Below are 18,389 nucleotides of genomic sequence, written 5' to 3' on the forward strand. Positions count from 1 at the left end.
TGGAGTGGCGTTAAAACGTTCAACCCGGGGCTTTACGGGCTATTTGAGGATACTTTTTCACGCCGCGTAAATCACTTTTTCTCTGGAAAATCGCACTCTCGCAGCAAGTCACCAGCGTTCACAATAGCTTAGCTATTCTTTCGCCACATGAATAAAGATACCGCTAAATCAAAACACGGTTTTAATAATCGAATAATGTGACAAACAAAAAAGAAACACCGTTTCATCTTGATGATAATGGCGCTCAATTATCACTCAGGAGAATAAGATGAATTATAAAATACCTCTGGCTCTAATGATGTGTAGCACCTTTACGGCCTCGGCGGCGGAGCCTGCTCACGTCTGGAAAGCGATCGCCTTCGGGCAATCGACGGATCTGAATTTTTCCTCAAACGTTCTGCCCGCCAAAATTGGCGTTAACGATGTCACCATCGGTGGCGCAACGCTAGCCCCGCAGGACGCGGCCGATCTCTCAAAGACCATCACCATTGAGAGCCGGGGCGGAAAAATCGCGAATTCCCACGACGGGCTGACCTTCTTCTACACCGAGCTTCCGGCGGATAAGAACTTCGTTCTGCAGGCCAACGTCAGGGTCGATCAGTTCGGCCCGGAAAACGGGGCTAAGCCGGCGGCTCAGGAAGGGGCGGGGCTTCTGGTGCGCGACGTCATTGGCGTGCCGCGACAGCAGCCGCTGAAGGAGGGCTATGAGGAGTTTCCCGCGGCGTCGAACCAGGTCATGAACGCCATCATGACCCAGGATAAAAAAGATCATCACCGGGTAAAAATGCAGGCCATCACCCGGGAGGGGATCTCCGATCCGTGGGGCGACGCCGGCGCGGCAATTACAAAGCTGAGTTATAAAGAGGAGGTGGATTTACGGCAAACGCCCGAGTTTCGCCTCCGCCTGGAGCGCACCAATGACGGCTTTGTGACCTCGTGGGCGCCCGCAGGCAGCGATGCGTGGGTAAGCCAGAGCGTGCCGCGCGCCGATCTGATTACCGTTCAGAACCGCGAACGGTATTACGTGGGTTTCTTCGCCTCCCGCAATGCCAAAATCACCGTGACCGATGCGTCACTCACTACCTCTCCCGCAAAAACGGTGGCGTCCGCGCCCTGGCAGCCCAAGGCGCAGCCCGTGGTGGTGCAGCTCGCCTCGGGAAATCAAAGTACGTCTGCGCAGTATTTGGTGCAGGCCCGCGCTAACTACGATGGCGTTTTCAGCGTCCGACAAAATGAAGTGGTGATCGGTAACGATAAACCGGTCAAAGCCGGAGAGATGTACGCCGTGCCCGCAACGCTTGCGGAGAAAAACGCCTTCCGGCTGACGTTTACCCCCACAGGCGCAGCGGATAACGCCCCGGTGTCTCAGGATTTCAGCGTTGAAAAGCTTCCCGATAATCCACTGACCACGCTGCACGTCTCCCCGCAGGGCAAGGCCGAAGGCAAAGGGACGCCTGACTCGCCGATGGATCTCACCACCGCCATCCGCCTGCTCCCGGCAGGGGGAAACATCGTGCTGCAGGCCGGGGATTACCCGCGCAGCGTTATCCCAGTCACGGCCAGCGGCAGCGCAGATAGCCCCAAAACCCTGCAGGCGAACGGAAAGGCGACCCTCGGCGGGCTGCTGCTGGACGCCAGCTACTGGCACATCGCAGGGATAGAGATCACCGGGAAAAGCCTGCGTATTCAGGGCAGCCATAACCTCCTGGACAGCGTGAAGGCCTACCGCAACGACGACACCGGCATTCAGATTTCATCGCCGGAGAATATTGGCCGTCCGCTGTGGGCGAGCCACAACCGGGTGATCAACTCGGAATCCTGGGGCAATGAAGATCCGGGCAAGATTAACGCCGACGGGTTTGCGGTCAAAATGCGCGTAGGCGAGGGCAATCGTCTGGAGAACTGCTATTCCCACGACAATATCGACGACGGCTTTGACCTGTTTAACAAGATTGAGGATGGCGCGAACGGGGTCGTCGTGATTGAGAATTCAATCGCCCGCAACAACACCAGCAACGGCTTTAAGCTCGGCGGTGAGGGCCAGCCGGTGGCGCATGAAGTGCGTAACAGCAGGGCGATTGGCAATCATCTGGACGGGTTTACCGATAACTTCAATCCGGGCGCGCTGGTGGTGACCAATAACCTGGCCGTGGATAACCAGCGCTTTAACTTTATCTTCCGCCCGAGCCCGTATGGGGATGCGTCTACGCAGGGGATTTTCACCGGGAATAAGTCCGTGCGCACAGCGCCAGGCAAGTATGACGATGCGGTTGTCGGGAATATCGACGAGTCTAACTACTTTATTACGAAGGGGAAAAGCGTGAACAGCGAGGGGGAGCTGCTGCCAGATGGCGCTTCGCTTATCACACAGCGGTAAGCGTGGCGCCACTCGGCATTCAGCGGATCAGTGGTTGAACGTACCGAAGGAAACGTTCATTGAGCTGAAGAGAGCGATGATTTTGTTGATCAGTTTCATAGCGGTATCCTGATTTTATTGGCGTTAATTATGTGACCTTCGTCACAAAAAGAAGTCTACTCCTCACGTTTTAACCGATCAATATTTTTGTGATGAAAATCACAAAATAATAAAACACCTTTTCAGTTTCACTTTTCCTGAAACGCAGCCATAAAAAAAGCCAGCCTGGAAACCAGACTGGCTTTTTGCTTTTCAAGCCGGTGTTACATCGCTTTTTTGGTCAACTCGATAACGCGCAGTTTCGCGATAGCTTTGGCCAGCTCCGCAGACGCCTGAGCGTAATCCACGTCACCATGAGAGCTGCTAATGTGCTCTTCAGCCTTACGCTTCGATTCCAGGGCTCGCGCTTCGTCGAGATCCTGTCCACGGATAGCGGTATCGGCCAGAACGGTCACACTGCCAGGCTGCACTTCGATAATGCCGCCAGACAGATAGATAAACTCTTCGTGACCGAACTGTTTCACGATGCGGATCATACCAGGCTTAATGGCGGTGAGCAGCGGGGCGTGACCCGGGAAGATACCCAGTTCACCTTCACTGCCCGTTACCTGGATTTTCTCGACCAGACCAGAGAACATTTGTTGCTCTGCGCTGACGACGTCCAGGTGGTAAGTCATTGCCATATCACCCTCCGATTAAGGCGTTAAAGTTTTTTGGCTTTTTCCACGGCTTCGTCGATGGAACCAACCATGTAGAACGCCTGCTCTGGCAGGTGATCGTATTCGCCTTCCATGATGCCTTTAAAGCCACGGATGGTGTCTTTCAGCGAAACGTATTTACCCGGAGAACCGGTGAATACTTCTGCTACGAAGAACGGCTGGGACAGGAAGCGCTGGATCTTACGCGCACGTGCTACCACCAGTTTGTCTTCTTCAGACAGTTCATCCATACCCAGGATGGCGATGATGTCTTTCAGTTCCTGGTAACGCTGCAGCAGGGACTGTACGCCACGCGCGGTGTCGTAGTGTTCCTGACCAACAACCAGTGGATCCAGCTGACGGCTGGTGGAGTCCAGCGGGTCAACGGCCGGGTAGATACCCAGAGACGCGATCTGACGGCTCAGTACCACGGTTGCATCCAAGTGAGCAAAGGTGGTTGCTGGAGATGGGTCAGTCAAGTCATCCGCAGGTACGTATACCGCCTGAACGGAGGTGATAGAACCGGTTTTGGTAGAGGTGATACGTTCCTGAAGAACACCCATCTCTTCTGCCAGGGTTGGCTGATAACCTACCGCAGAAGGCATACGACCCAGCAGTGCAGATACTTCTGTACCGGCCAGGGTATAACGGTAGATGTTATCGACGAACAGCAGAACGTCACGGCCTTCGTCACGGAACTTCTCAGCCATTGTCAGGCCGGTCAGCGCAACGCGCAGACGGTTTCCTGGTGGCTCGTTCATCTGACCGTAAACCAGGGAAACTTTGTCCAGAACGTTGGAGTCAGTCATTTCGTGGTAGAAGTCGTTACCCTCACGAGTACGCTCACCCACGCCCGCAAACACGGAATAACCGGAGTGCTCGATCGCGATGTTACGGATCAGCTCCATCATGTTTACGGTTTTACCTACACCCGCACCACCGAACAGACCAACTTTACCGCCCTTCGCAAACGGACACATCAGGTCGATAACTTTGATACCGGTTTCCAGCAGTTCCTGAGAGCTGGACAGCTCTTCATAGGAAGGTGCCGCGCGGTGGATAGCCCAACGCTCTTCTTCACCGATGTCGCCTTTCATGTCGATTGGCTGACCCAATACGTTCATGATACGACCCAGTGTTGCTTTACCTACAGGAACTTCGATTGGGTGCTCTAGGTCTTTAACTTCCAGACCACGACGCAGACCGTCGGAAGAACCCATGGCGATGGTACGCACGATACCGCCGCCGAGCTGCTGCTGAACTTCCAGCACCAGGCTCTCGTTACCATTCTGTACCTCAAGCGCGTCGTACACGCGTGGTACGGCGTCCTGAGGGAACTCGACGTCCACCACGGCGCCGATTACCTGGACAATCTTTCCAGTAGCCATCTTGAATCCTCTACGTAATTCGTAAACCTGGTTAAACCGCGGCGGCCCCCGAGACAATCTCGGTGAGTTCCTGAGTAATGCTGGCCTGACGAGCTTTGTTGTAGACCAACTGCAGCTCTTTAATCAGGCTGCCGCCATTATCGGTCGCGGCTTTCATCGCCACCATACGTGCGGCTTGCTCGCTGGCCAGGTTTTCTACAACGCCCTGATAAACCTGAGATTCGACATAACGACGCAGCAGAGTATCCAACAGCGGTTTCGGATCGGGTTCATACAGGTAATCCCAGGTTTTTTGCTTCAACTCGCCATCTTCTGAAGCCGGTAAAGGCAGCATCTGAGTGAGTGTTGGAACCTGAGACATGGTGTTAATAAATTTGTTGCTGACAACGTACAGTCTGTCCAGACGGCCTTCATCGTAGGCCTGCAACATAACTTTAACCGGGCCGATCAGTTCGGACAGGGACGGGTTATCACCCATACCGGTCACCTGAGCGACGATATTGCCACCAACGGAGTTAAAGAAAGAGACACCTTTAGAGCCGATCATTGCGATATCGCACTGAACGCCTTTCTCGGTCCACCCTTTCATATCCGCCAGCAGTTTTTTGAACAGGTTAATGTTCAAGCCGCCACACAGACCACGGTCGGTCGACACCACCAGGTAGCCCACGCGTTTAACTTCGCGTTCTTCCAGGTATGGGTGCTTATATTCCAGATTACCGTTCGCAAGGTGACCAATCACTTTGCGCATGGTATCTGCATAAGGACGGCTGGCCGCCATGCGATCCTGCGATTTACGCATTTTGGAAGCGGCGACCATCTCCATCGCTTTAGTGATCTTCTGCGTGTTCTGGACGCTTGCGATCTTACTACGTATCTCTTTTGCGCCGGCCATGAGCTTCTCCTCAATGCCAGACGGCCTGTCCTGAGACAAGCCGCCGGACGATTACCAGGACTGGGTTGCTTTGAAGGAATCGAGGATAGCTTTCAGCTTGCCTTCGATTTCGTCGTTGTAGCCACCGGACTGGTTAATCTCTTGCATCAGCGGAGCGTGATCACGGTCGACGTAAGCCAGCAGAGCGGCTTCGAAGCTACCGATTTTCGCCAGTTCCACATCTTCGAGGTAACCGCGTTCAGCCGCGAACAGCACCAGGCCCTGTTGTGCAACAGACATAGGGGCATACTGTTTCTGTTTCAGCAGCTCGGTCACTTTCTGACCGTGGCTCAGCTGTTTACGGGTTGCTTCGTCCAGATCGGAAGCGAACTGAGAGAACGCTGCCAGTTCACGATACTGTGCCAGTGCGGTACGGATACCACCGGACAGTTTCTTGATGATCTTGGTCTGAGCTGCACCACCAACACGGGATACGGAGATACCCGGGTTAACTGCCGGACGAATACCGGAGTTAAACAGGTTGGTTTCCAGGAAGATCTGACCATCGGTAATGGAGATTACGTTGGTCGGAACGAACGCAGAAACGTCACCCGCCTGGGTTTCAATGATCGGCAGAGCGGTCAGAGAACCGGTTTTACCTTTCACTTCACCTTTGGTGAAGTTCTCGACGTATTCCGCGTTAACGCGGGAAGCACGCTCCAGCAGACGAGAGTGGAGGTAGAATACGTCGCCCGGGAATGCTTCACGTCCAGGTGGACGACGGAGCAGCAGGGAAACCTGACGGTAAGCAACAGCCTGTTTAGACAGGTCATCGTATACGATCAGCGCATCTTCACCGCGGTCACGGAAGTATTCGCCCATTGCGCAACCGGCATACGGTGCCAGGTATTGCAGTGCAGCAGATTCAGACGCCGTCGCAACCACAACGATGGTGTTAGCCAGTGCGCCGTGCTCTTCCAGTTTACGAACCACGTTGGAAATGGTGGACGCTTTCTGGCCGATAGCCACGTACACGCATTTGATGCCGGAGTCGCGCTGGTTGATGATGGCGTCGATCGCCATTGCGGTTTTACCGGTCTGACGGTCACCGATGATCAGTTCACGCTGACCACGACCGATTGGGATCATGGCATCAACGGACTTATAACCCGTCTGAACAGGCTGATCAACGGACTGACGGTCGATAACGCCCGGTGCGATAACTTCGATTGGAGAGAAGCCATCGTGCTCAACCGGACCTTTACCGTCGATTGGCGCACCCAGGGTGTTAACTACGCGGCCCAGCAGGCCACGGCCAACCGGCACTTCCAGAATACGGCCAGTACACTTAACCTTCATGCCTTCGGCGAGGTCAGCGTATGGACCCATCACAACTGCACCTACAGAGTCGCGCTCCAGGTTCAGTGCGATAGCGTAACGGTTACCCGGCAGGGAAATCATCTCACCCTGCATACAATCGGCCAAGCCGTGGATGCGGATAACACCGTCACTTACAGAAACAATAGTACCTTCGTTGTGAGCTTCGCTCACCACATTGAACTGAGCAATGCGCTGCTTGATCAGTTCGCTGATTTCGGTGGAATTCAGTTGCATGCTCCAGTCCCCTTAAGACTGCAAGACGTCTGCAAGGCGTTCAAGACGGCCGCGTACGCTACCATCAATGACCATATCACCCGCACGGATGATTACGCCTGCCATTACAGACTTATCGATTTTGCAATTCAGCTTAACTTTGCGTGACAGACGTTTCTCCATCGCGGCGGTGATTTTCGCAAGCTGTTCTTCACTCAGTTCGGTCGCGGAAGTCACTTCAACTTCTGCGGTGGCTTCACTGAGGGCACGTAAGTGCTCAAACTGCTCGAGAACATCCGGGAGCACACGCAGACGACCGTTTTCAGCCATCACCTTAATCAGGTTCTGACCATTGGCATCCAGTTGCTCTCCGCACACGGCGATGAACGACGCGGCGAGGGTATCAGGCGCTAATGCACCGGACAGCAACTCAGCCATTTGTTCGTTTTTCGTCACCTCAGCGGCAAACGCCAGCATGTTCTGCCAGCGATCGACATTTTGGTGTTCGACAGCAAAGTCAAAAGCTGCTTTGGCGTAGGGGCGAGCTACCGTAACAAATTCAGACATCAGCCCCTCCCTCCTTACAGTTCAGCGACAAGTTTGTCCACGATGTCGCTGTTAGCAGCTTCATCCACGGAACGTTCGATGATCTTCTCGGCGCCAGCAACAGCCAGAATCGCAACCTGCTTACGCAGTTCTTCACGGGCACGTTTACGCTCGGCGTCAATTTCTGCCTGAGCTTGTGTCACGATCTTAGTACGTTCCTGTTCTGCTTCAGCTTTGGCTTCGTCCAGGATCTGAGAACGGCGTTTGTTAGCCTGTTCAATGATTACCTGAGCTTCCGCTTTGGCTTTTTTCAGCTGGTCTGTCGCGTTGGCCTGTGCAAGGTCCAAATCTTTCTTAGCGCGTTCTGCGGAAGCCAAACCGTCAGCGATTTCTTTCTGACGTTTTTCGATGGCAGCCATTAAAGGCGGCCATACATACTTCATGCAGAACCAGACAAAGAGAATAAACGCGATGGCCTGGCCGAGGATTGTTGCGTTCATGTTCACAGCACAATACCTCTTAAATTTCTGTGGCTTAGGGTTTTAAAACAACTACTACGCGACAGCAAACATCACGTACAGACCCAGACCTACAGCGATCATTGGGATTGCATCCACCAGACCCATAACGATAAAGAACTGAGTACGCAGCAGAGGAATCAGATCCGGTTGACGCGCTGCGCCTTCCAGGAATTTACCCCCGAGGATGCCGATACCGATCGCAGCACCGATAGCCGCCAGACCCATCATCACAGCGGCAGCCATGTACAGCAGATCCATATTCAGGTTTTCCATGACAGTCTCCAGTTTGTTTCAATTAAAACGTAGTAGTGTTGGTAAAAAATCAGTGCTCTTCAGACGCCATCGACAGATAGACGATCGTCAGAACCATGAAGATAAAGGCTTGCAGCGTAATGATCAGGATGTGGAAAATGGCCCATGGCACATTAAGAATCCACTGTGACCACCACGGCAGAAGACCCGCGATCAGAATGAAAATCAGCTCACCCGCATACATGTTGCCGAACAGTCGCAGACCCAGTGAAACAGGTTTGGACAGCAGGCTAACGCCTTCCAGGATCAGGTTGACCGGAATAAACGCCCAGTGGTTGAACGGCTGCAAGGTAAGCTCTTTCACAAAGCCGCTTACGCCTTTCATTTTGATGCTGTAGAAAAGAATCAGGATAAATACGCCCAGCGCCATCGACAGGGTGATGTTCACGTCAGCAGACGGAACCACGCGCAGCGCTGGCAGACCGAGGACATGTTCGCCAATCCACGGCAGGAAATCGATAGGCAGAAGGTCCATCAGGTTCATCAGGAAGACCCAGACGAATACCGTCAGCGCCAGCGGAGCAATCAGCTTGCTCTTGCCGTGGTACATGTCTTTAACGCTGCCATGTACGAAGCCGATGATCATTTCGACGAAGGTCTGGAATTTCCCTGGAACGCCGCTGGTCGCTCTTTTAGCAACACCGCGGAACATGGCCAGGAACAGCAGACCCAAAACCACCGAGAAAAACATGGAGTCAATGTTGATTGTCCAGAAGGTGGCCGGGGGGTTGTGCGGATCCACCAGCGAGAATGTACGCAGGTCCAGCTGAAGGTTATTCAGATGGTGACCTATGTAATCCTGCGGCGTCATATTTTCTGAAGCCATGATGCCTTTTACCCTTTGTTGTTGATTACAGCTGGAGCCAGAACTTGTACCACCAGCACCAAAACCCACGTTGCTATCAGCGGCATGAATACCACTTTCAAAACCGCCAGCGCCATCACCAGTAGAGCAAAGGTCAGCAACACCTTACACACTTCGCCGAGAGCGAAGGACCAGGCCACGCGGCCTTTGGCGGGTGTATGCGCCTGATGACGCCAGGCAAAAATCATAAACAACACGTTTGGCAGCACAACCGCCAAACCTCCGCAAACGGCGGAGATGCCCCAGAAGGGGTCTTTGAGGCTAAACAGCAGTCCACTTGCTATCACAGCCAGAAACTGAATGAACAGAAGCTTACGAGCAACGTTTCTACTCAAGAGCGACACAGACATCACGTTTTTACTCCTGCTCCCTTCGAGGTATGTCGCGTGTCGTATAAAACGTCCTTTAAGGCTCAGAGTCAAGCATCAAAAAGCGGACAAATTATACGGTGCGTACCCGTGATTTCAAACATTAAGTAGCGAAAAGGTGAATAAATGTTTAAATATTTTTCCCCACCGCTATTTTTTAACTTTTCATGAAACCGTCGACCTTCCAGCGAAACTGCAAACAGCGCGAAAACGTTGACGATAAAGCGTGCACGAGATCACAAAATACACATTTACGATAAGGTTGTATTTATCAAAGCCGTAAATAGGTTTATTTCATCTTGATGATATTAAAGACAAATTAGTGCAACTATTTTCAAAACAGCCCTGTATACAACAAAAACCTTTTATTGACATTCTTAATAAATATTTAACATTTGAATCTTATTGCGACTTTCCACTTTTAGCAGACTGATATTTTCAGAGTTGACTATCGTTCAGAGTAATCATGCCTTTGAGGTTAATCTCAAGAAAATCCCTGGTAAAAATATGGTTAAATTGCTCACCGTAAATCCGCGTGAGTTGTGCTGTTTTTTAACACTCTAAGAACAGCACAAATTCCACATTTTTTATTAAATTTTTAAAAATTGTTTGGCTTAATAATCACCAGATGGCGTTCACCATCGAGCTGAGGAATCCTTAATTTCTCAATAGATTCCACCGCAAAACCGGCCGGAAGCCGATCGATTTCCTCGCCCGGCAGCTGTCCTTTCAGGGCATAAAAACGACCGTTTTCAGCAGGCAAATGCTTACACCAGCTCACCATGTCGTTGAGTGAGGCGAATGCGCGGCTGATCACACCGTCAAACGGTGGCTCAGCCGGGAACTCCTCTACCCTGCTCTGCACGGGGGTGATGTTTTCGAGCTTCAGCTCGTGCTGAACCTGGCGCAGGAAGCGAACGCGTTTGCCGAGGCTGTCCAGCAGCGTGAAATGGCTTTCAGGGCGAACAACCGACAAAGGCACGCCTGGCAGGCCCGGGCCAGTACCGACATCGATAAAGCGCTCGCCTTTCAGATGGGGCGCAACCACGATGCTATCCAGGATATGACGAACCAGCATCTCGTTGGGATCGCGTACGGAGGTCAGGTTGTACGCTTTGTTCCATTTGTGCAGCATGTCGACATAGGCCACCAGCTGATTTTTCTGGTGATCGGTGAGCGAAATACCTGCTTCATCCAGCAGACGAGAGAGTTTATTGAGCACGGTGAGTACCTGTTGATAAATAATTTGCCCGGTGGCGCTAGCGCTTACCGGGCCTACGGAATTGCAGGGCGGGTCAGCGCAGGGCCACCCGCCAAAAAACAACGGCGATTACGCGCTGCGGCGCAGCATGCCCTGTTTTTTCAGCCACACCAGCAGAATTGAGATCGCGGCTGGCGTGACGCCGGAGATGCGGGATGCCTGGCCGATCGACACAGGCTTGTGATCGTTAAGCTTGGCGATCACTTCGTTGGAAAGGCCTGTCACCTGGCGATAGTCCAGCATTTCCGGCAGCAGCGTGTTCTCATTGCGCTGCTGTTTTTCAATCTCATCCTGCTGACGCGCGATATAACCTTCGTACTTCACCTGGATTTCAACCTGCTCCGCCGCTTCCGCGTCGTCAAGACCCGGTGCGAACGGCGTCAGTTTCACCAGATTGTCGTAGGTCATTTCCGGGCGACGCAGTAAATCTTCACCGCTGGCTTCACGGGACAGTGGCGCCGTTAAGTTAGCGTTCACTTCGGCTACGGTTTCGGTCAGCGGGTTAACCCAGGTCGTCTTCAGACGCTGACGTTCCTGCTCGATGCGCTCCAGCTTCTCGTTAAAGCGCGCCCAGCGCTCGTCATCCACCAGACCCAGCTCGCGGCCCATTTCGGTCAGGCGCAGATCGGCGTTGTCTTCGCGCAGCATCAGGCGATATTCCGCACGGGAGGTAAACATGCGGTACGGCTCTTTGGTGCCCAGCGTGCAGAGATCGTCCACCAGCACGCCCAGGTAAGCCTGAGAACGACCTGGCGCCCAGCCCTCTTTCTCGGCAGAGAAGCGCGCGGCGTTAAGACCGGCCAGCAGACCCTGCGCGGCGGCTTCTTCGTAGCCGGTGGTGCCGTTAATCTGGCCCGCGAAGAACAGACCCTGGATAAATTTGCTTTCCAGCGTTGGCTTCAGATCGCGCGGGTCGAAGAAATCGTACTCAATAGCGTAGCCTGGACGCACGATTTTGGCGTTTTCCATGCCCTGCATTGAGCGAACAATTTGCATCTGCACATCGAACGGCAGGCTGGTGGAGATGCCGTTCGGGTAAATTTCGTTGGACGTCAGCCCTTCCGGCTCCAGGAAGATCTGGTGCTGGTTACGATCGGCAAAGCGCATCACTTTGTCTTCGATCGACGGGCAATAGCGTGGGCCGATCCCTTCGATCACGCCTGCGTACATCGGGCTGCGGTCGAGGTTATTACGGATCACATCATGGGTTTTCTCGTTGGTGTGCGTGATGTAGCACGGCACCTGCTGCGGATGCTGCGCCGCATTGCCCATGAACGAGAACACCGGCATTGGGTTATCGCCATGCTGTTGCGCCAGCACGCTGAAATCAATGGTGCGGGCGTCGATACGCGGAGGCGTACCGGTTTTCAGGCGGCTGACGCGCAGCGGCAGTTCACGTAAACGACGCGAAAGCGGAATGGAAGGCGGATCGCCGGCACGGCCACCGCTATAGTTATCCAGACCGATGTGGATCTTGCCATCCAGGAAGGTCCCGACGGTCAGCACAACCGCTTTCGCGCGGAATTTGAGGCCCATCTGGGTCACAGCGCCGACAACGCGATCGTTCTCAACGATAAGATCTTCCACCGCCTGCTGGAAGATCATCAGATTCGGCTGGTTCTCCAGCGCGGTGCGCACGGCCTGGCGGTAAAGCACGCGGTCAGCCTGCGCACGGGTGGCGCGGACGGCGGGGCCTTTACTCGCGTTTAGTATCCTAAACTGAATGCCTGCTTGATCGATCGCTTTCGCCATCAGGCCGCCAAGTGCATCCACTTCTTTTACCAGGTGTCCTTTCCCAATGCCGCCAATCGCCGGATTACAGGACATTTGTCCCAGCGTGTCGATATTGTGTGTCAAAAGCAGGGTCTGTTGACCCATGCGCGCAGCGGCCATTGCGGCCTCAGTGCCTGCGTGACCCCCGCCAATGATAATGACGTCAAAAGGATCCTGATAAAACATGGTGGTCTGCCTCGCGTAAAGCGGTATGAAAATGGATTGAAGCCCGGGCCGTGGATTCTACTCAACTTTAGTCTTTCGAGAAAGCATTGGGATCCTGGGCTATTAAAAAGAAGATCTTTTTATTTAGAGATCTGTTCTATTGTGATCTCTTATTAGGATCGACTGTGCCTGTGGGTAAGTCCGATCTCATAAAGAAGATCATGCAGTTAGAAAGGATCGTTTGCTGTGAATGATCGGTGATCCTGGACAGTATAAGCTGGGATCAGATCGCGACTTTATACACAGGCCAAAAACGACACCCGAGTTGTTCTTTGGATAACTACGGCTTAATACGAGCTTTTAACCAGAGTTATCCACATCTGATCGCACGATCTTTAATCATTTTTGAGTAAATTTTTCCATTCTTCCAGCCAAACCTCTGCTGGATCTTCCGGAATGTCGTGTTCGAGGATGTTGATCTTCAGCGTTTCGCCGATCTGTTTCGCTTTGCAGGAGGTCAGCGCCGCTTCAACTTTCTCTACGGCTCCGCAGAAGGTGTCATATTCGCGGCTGCCAATACCGACGGCCCCGAAACGCACGTTCGACAGGTCAGGCTGCTGCTCCTGCAGTTCGTCATATAAAGGTTGCAGGTTGTCCGGGATATCGCCCGCACCATGAGTAGAGGTGATCAGCAGCCAGATCCCGCTGGTGGAGAGATCTTCCAGTAACGGCCCGTGCAGGGTTTCCGTGGAAAAACCGGCATCTTCCAGCTTTTCGGCCAGATGTTCTGCAACGTATTCCGCGCCGCCCAGGGTGCTGCCGCTGATAAGAGTAATGTCCGCCATTGATCGCTCGCTCATGTTAAGAGGCGGCCATTGTACGCTGTGAACGAGCTGGGATCTACCTGTGGAAAATGTGGGAATGAAATTGCCCGATCACGGGCGGATGGTACGCATGATCGGGTTTTGCAGAGAGATCAACGTCTCGGTGGACTGAATTTCATCGATTGTTTGGATCTTGTTGATAAGTACCTGCTGGAGCGCATCAATGGATCGGCACATCACCTTTATAAAGATGCTGTAGTGCCCGGTGGTGTAGTACGCCTCGGTCACTTCATCGAGGGCGTTGAGCTTTTCCAGCGCCGAGGGGTAGTCTTTGGCGCTCTTGAGAATAATGCCGATAAAGCAGCAGACGTCATAGCCGAGCTGCTTCGGGCTGACGTCAATACGCGCGCCGGTGATGATCCCCGCCTGCTTCATCTTCTCTACGCGAACGTGAATAGTCCCCGGGCTGACGCCGAACTGTTTCGCCAGCTCTGCGTAAGCGGTACGCGCATTGGCCATCAGCGCCTCAAGGATGCCGCGGTCCAGATTATCGATCTGATAATTTTCCATAGCTTTTTCTTATGAAGATTAATGAATCACTCTATTTTAGCGCGTTAAATTAATGAATCAAAAGTGAAGCTGGCTTTTTGTTGTTGGATTATTGAATTGAGTGCCGTTTCTGTTGCTTAATCATCACCAACAGGACGCAGGAGTATAAATAATGAAAACCGCTTACATTGCAAAACAACGCCAGATCAGTTTCGTTAAATCCCATTTTTCCCGCCAGCTGGAAGAGAAGCTCGGCCTGATTGAAGTGCAGGCGCCAATCTTAAGCCGCGTGGGTGACGGGACGCAGGATAACTTGTCTGGCTGCGAAAAAGCGGTACAGGTGAAAGTGAAAACACTGCCAGACGCCCAGTTCGAAGTGGTTCATTCACTCGCGAAGTGGAAGCGTCAAACCCTGGGACAACACGACTTCAGCGCGGGCGAAGGGCTCTACACGCACATGAAAGCCCTTCGCCCCGATGAAGACCGCCTGACGCCGATTCACTCGGTATACGTCGACCAGTGGGACTGGGAGCGCGTAATGGGCGATGGCGAGCGCCATATCGGTACGCTGAAATCCACCGTCGAAGCGATCTACGCCGGGATCAAAGCAACCGAAGCCGCAGTCAGCAAAGAGTTCGGTCTGGCACCGTTCCTGCCAGAAACGATCCACTTTGTTCACAGCCAGGAATTATTGAGCCGCTTCCCGGATCTGGACGCCAAAGGTCGTGAACGTGCCATCGCCAAAGAGCTGGGCGCGGTCTTCCTGATGGGGATCGGCGGCAAGCTATCCGACGGCAAACGCCACGACGTGCGAGCGCCGGATTACGATGACTGGAGCACCGCGGGCGAAGGCGAATTTGCGGGCCTAAACGGCGATATTCTGGTCTGGAACCCCATTCTGGAAGACGCTTTTGAGCTCTCTTCCATGGGGATCCGCGTGGATGCCGACGCCCTGAAGCGCCAGCTCTCCGTGACCGGCGATGAAGATCGCCTGCAGCTGGAGTGGCACCAGGCGCTGCTGCGCGGTGAAATGCCGCAGACGATTGGCGGCGGTATTGGCCAGTCTCGTTTGACTATGCTGCTGCTGCAGCTGTCGCATATCGGCCAGGTACAGTGTGGCGTATGGCCGCACCAGGTTCGTGAAAGCGTCGGTTCTCTTCTTTAATTAACGCCGCCAGCGTCTGAGCAGGCGGCTACGCAACCCGGTATCGAAGCGCCAGATGTGATCGAAGATGCGCATGATGCCGGGTTTTCCATTTGCGGACATCGCCACCGCGTGAAAACGGTGCTGATGATCCCGCTGTAGGGTTTTCACCTTATTCACCACGTCATCCGGCAGCCGCTGGGCGATAAAGTCCGAGATCACCACCGCGTCGGCGTCATACCAGTCTCCACCCTGCATACGTTCGATAATGGCGCGAAAGCAGCTCGCCATATCCGTGCCGCCGCGAAAGCGCTGGCTGAGGAAGCGGATAGCCTGCTCAATGCCCTGCTGCCCGGTCAGCTCGTAGCCGACCACCTCGCTGGAAAACAGCATAATAAAGCAGCGGCGTCGGTCGGCGAGCGCCACGCGCATCAGCGCCAGGCAAAATGCCTTCGCGCACTGTTCATTAAAGCCGCCCATCGATCCGGACGTATCCACGCAGACGATAAACGGCCCGCGCGGCTGTTCGTCAAAATCCTGATGCACCACCGGACGCTGGCTGATTTTTTCATGCCATGCCTCGCCGTGCAGGCGGTAGGTCAGGAGCTGCTTTTCCACCAGCCGACGGTAAAACTCATACTCCAGCTCGGTCAGCCCCAGCGTGCTGAGCTCGGTGGGCAGCAGGCGCAAAATGTCATCGCTCTGCTGCAATCCGTCGACCTGCTCCGGCACGGTAGCGGGCTCGCGCACCAGCGTGCGGAAGGTTTCCATCGGCGCGTCTTTCTTCGGCACCGATTTCGCCTCCCGGGAGCGGCCCAGCTGCTCGGCAAGCTGCATAAGCTCAGGCTGCTGCGTCAGAAAATCGCCGTATTTGACGATCAGCTGATAATCCCCGCGCCGCAGCTGTCCGGCGCTCATATCCCACAGGCGACCGGCGGCGTTTTCATTTTCCACCAGCACCTGCTCCAGCTGGCCGCTCAGGGTCATGCGCTCCTGAACTTCACTCAGGAGCTGCTCCCGCTCCTCTTCCAGAAGCTGCTGGTTAAGCGTGGTGGCCTGCACCACCAGGCTCAGCCGCCAGCGCTGCAAAAAGAGCGTGTGCAGGGCGGGCGTGAAGGTGGCGTTTTCCGTGACCAGCGCCCGGGCCTGGCTGGCAAACGGGGAGTGGACTTTGTCGAGCAGGGTAAGGGTTTGCGGGAGCTGCACAATGAACTGCGGCGTGGAAAGCCGCTGGCACTGCTGATAGCAGCCTACCTCCTCGGTGAGTTCCGGGGGAACTTCGGTCTCCTTCAGCCGCCTGCGCAGGTTATCCCGCCAGCGCGGCAGGTCGTCCGTCATGGCTTTTTTAAGCTTTGGGAATTTTTCAAAGAAGGCCGCCAGCTGAGGGGACGCCAGCAGGGTAATGACGACCTCCTCGATCAATCCCTCCTCGCTGACCGCCAGCATTACGTTGAGCGTGTCCAGCGTTAGCATTGACGCGCCTGTTTGATCTGCGCGCTAACGTCCTGCAGGCTGGCTTCGATACGACCCAGCCAGTCGCTATGTATAAAGAGGCATTTTTGCTGCTCGCTGAAGCGGGTGTGCTGCTGGTGCCATTCGGTATCGAGCGCTTCGAGCTGCTGTTTGATCTCTTCCGGCACGCTGTCCGCCGCCGTACCCGGTAGCGCCAGCCGGGAGCCCTGGAGGCTGATATCACGAATAACCAGATGCTGGCTGGTATCCACTTCCATATTCAGCACCTGCGCAAAGCCGATGCCGTTAAGCTTGCCGCGAATATCGCCGCCCTTGTCGAGCCACTGCGACAGCGCCTCGCGCTCGAGGGTGATGTGCACCACCTGCATATCGTGCAGCTTAAGCGGCTGTTGCAGCAGCAGGGTGAGCGTGGAGTCGGTCAAATCCGCGGGCAGCTCATAGTGCGGCTTACGGGCAAACATGCCGCCAAGACGGGTGACTTTGAGCGCCGTTTTATCGCTTTGCTGCTGCTGGAGCTGAAGGCGGCGCTGGGTGATGGCGCCGAGCTGGTTGAGCATCGACTGCTGCCCCCACGCGTGCCCGGTCATCAATATTTCAAGCTGCTGCTGCATCAGGTTCATGCCTTCGGCGTCGTGCCACAGGCAATCTTTCAGCAGGATTAGATCGATGGGCGCCACCGCGTCGCGGCCGCTGAACAGGGCGCTGGCCTGCAGCAGGCGGATCGCCTTTTTCCAGCGACGATCGGAGACATACGGCGCAGACGGCTGCACGTCAAGCTGCTGGCGCAGCATGAAGATCAGCTCAAACACGGCGTCCGGGAGTTTTATCTTGCCGATATCCTGCTGCCACTGGTGATACTCCTCATCCGACACCTGCAGCGACGCCGGGACCGGATTTTCGTTTTCGTCCTGCTGGCTCACCAGCATGGAGCGGAAGTTCGACTTATCCTGCACCTTGTCCAGCCACAGGCGGATCAGCATACGGTCGTACAGCGCTTCGAGGCTGTTGTCCGCCTCGGGCAGTTCGTTAGAAGCGGCCACCAGCAGGCGCATCGGGATTTTCTCTTCGCTGGCGCCGTTGCGGAACCGGCGTTCGTTTATTGCCGTCAGCAGGGTGTTCAGAATGGCCGGACCGGCTTTCCAGATCTCATCAAGAAACACGATTTCGGCTTCCGGCAGGTATCCGTCCGTCAGACGCTGATAGCGCCCTTCATCTTTTAAGGCCTGAATTGAGAGCGGGCCAAAAACTTCCTCCGGCGTGGAGAAGCGGGTCATCAGGTATTCAAAGGCGCGCGCATTCTGAAACGCGAACTTCAGTCTGCGGGCAATCAGGCTTTTGGCTATCCCCGGTGGGCCGAGCAAAAATACGCTTTCACCGCTTAACGCCGCCAGTAAACAGAGGCGAATGGCGTGGCTACGCTCGAAAAGGCCTTTCTCCAGCGCGCTGCTGAGGCGGGAAATTCTTTCTGCTAATAAATGTGAGTGAGCCATAATAGTTTTGCATCCTTTCGCCGTCGTGGCGGCCAATTGAAGCGAGTATAGACGTTTCAGTCAGGGCTGGTAATAGACTGAAGTGCGGCGCTATTTTCTTTGCGCTACATTAACGCGTTAGCATTTAGG

General features: G+C 54.4%; 17 protein-coding genes. 2 read left to right on the forward strand and 15 right to left on the reverse strand.

Annotated features, from left to right (window positions below; genetic code table 11):
- The first annotated feature begins 268 nt into the window (after nt 1–268).
- Nucleotides 269–2,377 carry a right-handed parallel beta-helix repeat-containing protein gene (locus AB6V08_RS19290; protein WP_368544428.1) on the forward strand — a complete coding sequence of 703 codons (2,109 nt, stop codon included), beginning with the start codon at nt 269–271 and terminating at the stop codon, nt 2,375–2,377.
- A gap of 302 nt (nt 2,378–2,679) precedes the next feature.
- Here AB6V08_RS19290 and AB6V08_RS19295 read toward each other — a convergent pair whose 3' ends face one another.
- The 13 genes from AB6V08_RS19295 to asnC form a co-directional block, all read right to left on the reverse strand.
- Complete coding sequence (locus tag AB6V08_RS19295; protein WP_368544429.1) at nt 2,680–3,099, reverse strand: F0F1 ATP synthase subunit epsilon; 420 nt, start codon at nt 3,097–3,099, stop codon at nt 2,680–2,682.
- Nucleotides 3,100–3,119: 20 nt separating this feature from the next.
- Complete coding sequence (gene atpD / locus AB6V08_RS19300) at nt 3,120–4,502, reverse strand: F0F1 ATP synthase subunit beta (protein ID WP_006177559.1); 1,383 nt, start codon at nt 4,500–4,502, stop codon at nt 3,120–3,122.
- A 31-nt stretch (nt 4,503–4,533) separates the two neighbouring features.
- Nucleotides 4,534–5,397, reverse strand: a complete 864-nt coding sequence (gene atpG, locus AB6V08_RS19305; protein WP_368544430.1) for a F0F1 ATP synthase subunit gamma — start codon at nt 5,395–5,397, stop codon at nt 4,534–4,536.
- Nucleotides 5,398–5,448: 51 nt separating this feature from the next.
- Complete coding sequence (atpA, locus tag AB6V08_RS19310; RefSeq protein WP_234673740.1) at nt 5,449–6,990, reverse strand: F0F1 ATP synthase subunit alpha; 1,542 nt, start codon at nt 6,988–6,990, stop codon at nt 5,449–5,451.
- A 12-nt stretch (nt 6,991–7,002) separates the two neighbouring features.
- Nucleotides 7,003–7,536: a F0F1 ATP synthase subunit delta gene (gene atpH, locus AB6V08_RS19315; RefSeq protein WP_234673741.1), complete on the reverse strand. Its 534-nt coding sequence runs from the start codon at nt 7,534–7,536 to the stop codon at nt 7,003–7,005.
- A gap of 14 nt (nt 7,537–7,550) precedes the next feature.
- The gene (gene atpF / locus AB6V08_RS19320; protein WP_014072436.1) at nt 7,551–8,021 is read right to left on the reverse strand and encodes a F0F1 ATP synthase subunit B; all 471 of its coding nucleotides are present in this window, start codon (nt 8,019–8,021) and stop codon (nt 7,551–7,553) included.
- Nucleotides 8,022–8,069: 48 nt separating this feature from the next.
- Complete coding sequence (atpE, locus tag AB6V08_RS19325) at nt 8,070–8,309, reverse strand: F0F1 ATP synthase subunit C (protein WP_000429386.1); 240 nt, start codon at nt 8,307–8,309, stop codon at nt 8,070–8,072.
- A gap of 49 nt (nt 8,310–8,358) precedes the next feature.
- Nucleotides 8,359–9,174 carry a F0F1 ATP synthase subunit A gene (gene atpB / locus AB6V08_RS19330; RefSeq protein WP_006177554.1) on the reverse strand — a complete coding sequence of 272 codons (816 nt, stop codon included), beginning with the start codon at nt 9,172–9,174 and terminating at the stop codon, nt 8,359–8,361.
- Nucleotides 9,175–9,182: 8 nt separating this feature from the next.
- Entirely contained in the window at nt 9,183–9,563 is a 381-nt protein-coding gene (atpI, locus tag AB6V08_RS19335) for a F0F1 ATP synthase subunit I (protein ID WP_008500194.1), read from the reverse strand.
- 616 nt (nt 9,564–10,179) lie between these two features.
- Nucleotides 10,180–10,803, reverse strand: coding sequence for a 16S rRNA (guanine(527)-N(7))-methyltransferase RsmG (gene rsmG, locus AB6V08_RS19340; RefSeq protein ID WP_368544433.1), 624 nt, complete (start codon nt 10,801–10,803; stop codon nt 10,180–10,182).
- A gap of 108 nt (nt 10,804–10,911) precedes the next feature.
- Nucleotides 10,912–12,801: a tRNA uridine-5-carboxymethylaminomethyl(34) synthesis enzyme MnmG gene (gene mnmG / locus AB6V08_RS19345; RefSeq protein ID WP_368544435.1), complete on the reverse strand. Its 1,890-nt coding sequence runs from the start codon at nt 12,799–12,801 to the stop codon at nt 10,912–10,914.
- Nucleotides 12,802–13,175: 374 nt separating this feature from the next.
- On the reverse strand, nt 13,176–13,625 hold the full coding sequence (mioC, locus tag AB6V08_RS19350) for an FMN-binding protein MioC (RefSeq protein WP_368544437.1): 450 nt from the start codon (nt 13,623–13,625) through the stop codon (nt 13,176–13,178).
- A 90-nt stretch (nt 13,626–13,715) separates the two neighbouring features.
- Complete coding sequence (gene asnC, locus AB6V08_RS19355; RefSeq protein WP_003862383.1) at nt 13,716–14,174, reverse strand: transcriptional regulator AsnC; 459 nt, start codon at nt 14,172–14,174, stop codon at nt 13,716–13,718.
- A gap of 151 nt (nt 14,175–14,325) precedes the next feature.
- Between asnC and asnA the strand changes: the two genes are divergently transcribed.
- Complete coding sequence (gene asnA / locus AB6V08_RS19360; RefSeq protein WP_368544439.1) at nt 14,326–15,318, forward strand: aspartate--ammonia ligase; 993 nt, start codon at nt 14,326–14,328, stop codon at nt 15,316–15,318.
- Here the strand turns inward: asnA and viaA are convergent, their stop codons facing one another.
- Both viaA and ravA read right to left on the reverse strand, forming a co-directional pair.
- Entirely contained in the window at nt 15,319–16,770 is a 1,452-nt protein-coding gene (viaA, locus tag AB6V08_RS19365; protein ID WP_368544441.1) for an ATPase RavA stimulator ViaA, read from the reverse strand.
- On the reverse strand, nt 16,764–18,260 hold the full coding sequence (gene ravA / locus AB6V08_RS19370; protein WP_368544443.1) for an ATPase RavA: 1,497 nt from the start codon (nt 18,258–18,260) through the stop codon (nt 16,764–16,766). The genes viaA and ravA overlap by 7 nt, the downstream gene beginning before the upstream one ends.
- Nucleotides 18,261–18,389 lie beyond the last annotated feature (129 nt).

This window comes from Enterobacter soli, assembly GCF_964208575.1.
GTDB classification, from domain to species: Bacteria; Pseudomonadota; Gammaproteobacteria; order Enterobacterales; family Enterobacteriaceae; genus Enterobacter; species Enterobacter soli_A.

Excerpts from the sequence above, each read along its gene's own strand:
- AB6V08_RS19290 (WP_368544428.1), top strand. The coding sequence starts at position 269 with ATGAATTATAAAATACCTCTGGCTCTAATGATGTGTAGCACCTTTACG.
- AB6V08_RS19295 (WP_368544429.1), bottom strand. The coding sequence starts at position 3,099 with ATGGCAATGACTTACCACCTGGACGTCGTCAGCGCAGAGCAACAAATG.
- atpD (WP_006177559.1), bottom strand. The coding sequence starts at position 4,502 with ATGGCTACTGGAAAGATTGTCCAGGTAATCGGCGCCGTGGTGGACGTC.
- atpG (WP_368544430.1), bottom strand. The coding sequence starts at position 5,397 with ATGGCCGGCGCAAAAGAGATACGTAGTAAGATCGCAAGCGTCCAGAAC.
- atpA (WP_234673740.1), bottom strand. The coding sequence starts at position 6,990 with ATGCAACTGAATTCCACCGAAATCAGCGAACTGATCAAGCAGCGCATT.
- atpH (WP_234673741.1), bottom strand. The coding sequence starts at position 7,536 with ATGTCTGAATTTGTTACGGTAGCTCGCCCCTACGCCAAAGCAGCTTTT.
- atpE (WP_000429386.1), bottom strand. The coding sequence starts at position 8,309 with ATGGAAAACCTGAATATGGATCTGCTGTACATGGCTGCCGCTGTGATG.
- atpB (WP_006177554.1), bottom strand. The coding sequence starts at position 9,174 with ATGGCTTCAGAAAATATGACGCCGCAGGATTACATAGGTCACCATCTG.
- atpI (WP_008500194.1), bottom strand. The coding sequence starts at position 9,563 with ATGTCTGTGTCGCTCTTGAGTAGAAACGTTGCTCGTAAGCTTCTGTTC.
- mnmG (WP_368544435.1), bottom strand. The coding sequence starts at position 12,801 with ATGTTTTATCAGGATCCTTTTGACGTCATTATCATTGGCGGGGGTCAC.
- mioC (WP_368544437.1), bottom strand. The coding sequence starts at position 13,625 with ATGGCGGACATTACTCTTATCAGCGGCAGCACCCTGGGCGGCGCGGAA.
- asnC (WP_003862383.1), bottom strand. The coding sequence starts at position 14,174 with ATGGAAAATTATCAGATCGATAATCTGGACCGCGGCATCCTTGAGGCG.
- asnA (WP_368544439.1), top strand. The coding sequence starts at position 14,326 with ATGAAAACCGCTTACATTGCAAAACAACGCCAGATCAGTTTCGTTAAA.
- viaA (WP_368544441.1), bottom strand. The coding sequence starts at position 16,770 with ATGCTAACGCTGGACACGCTCAACGTAATGCTGGCGGTCAGCGAGGAG.
- ravA (WP_368544443.1), bottom strand. The coding sequence starts at position 18,260 with ATGGCTCACTCACATTTATTAGCAGAAAGAATTTCCCGCCTCAGCAGC.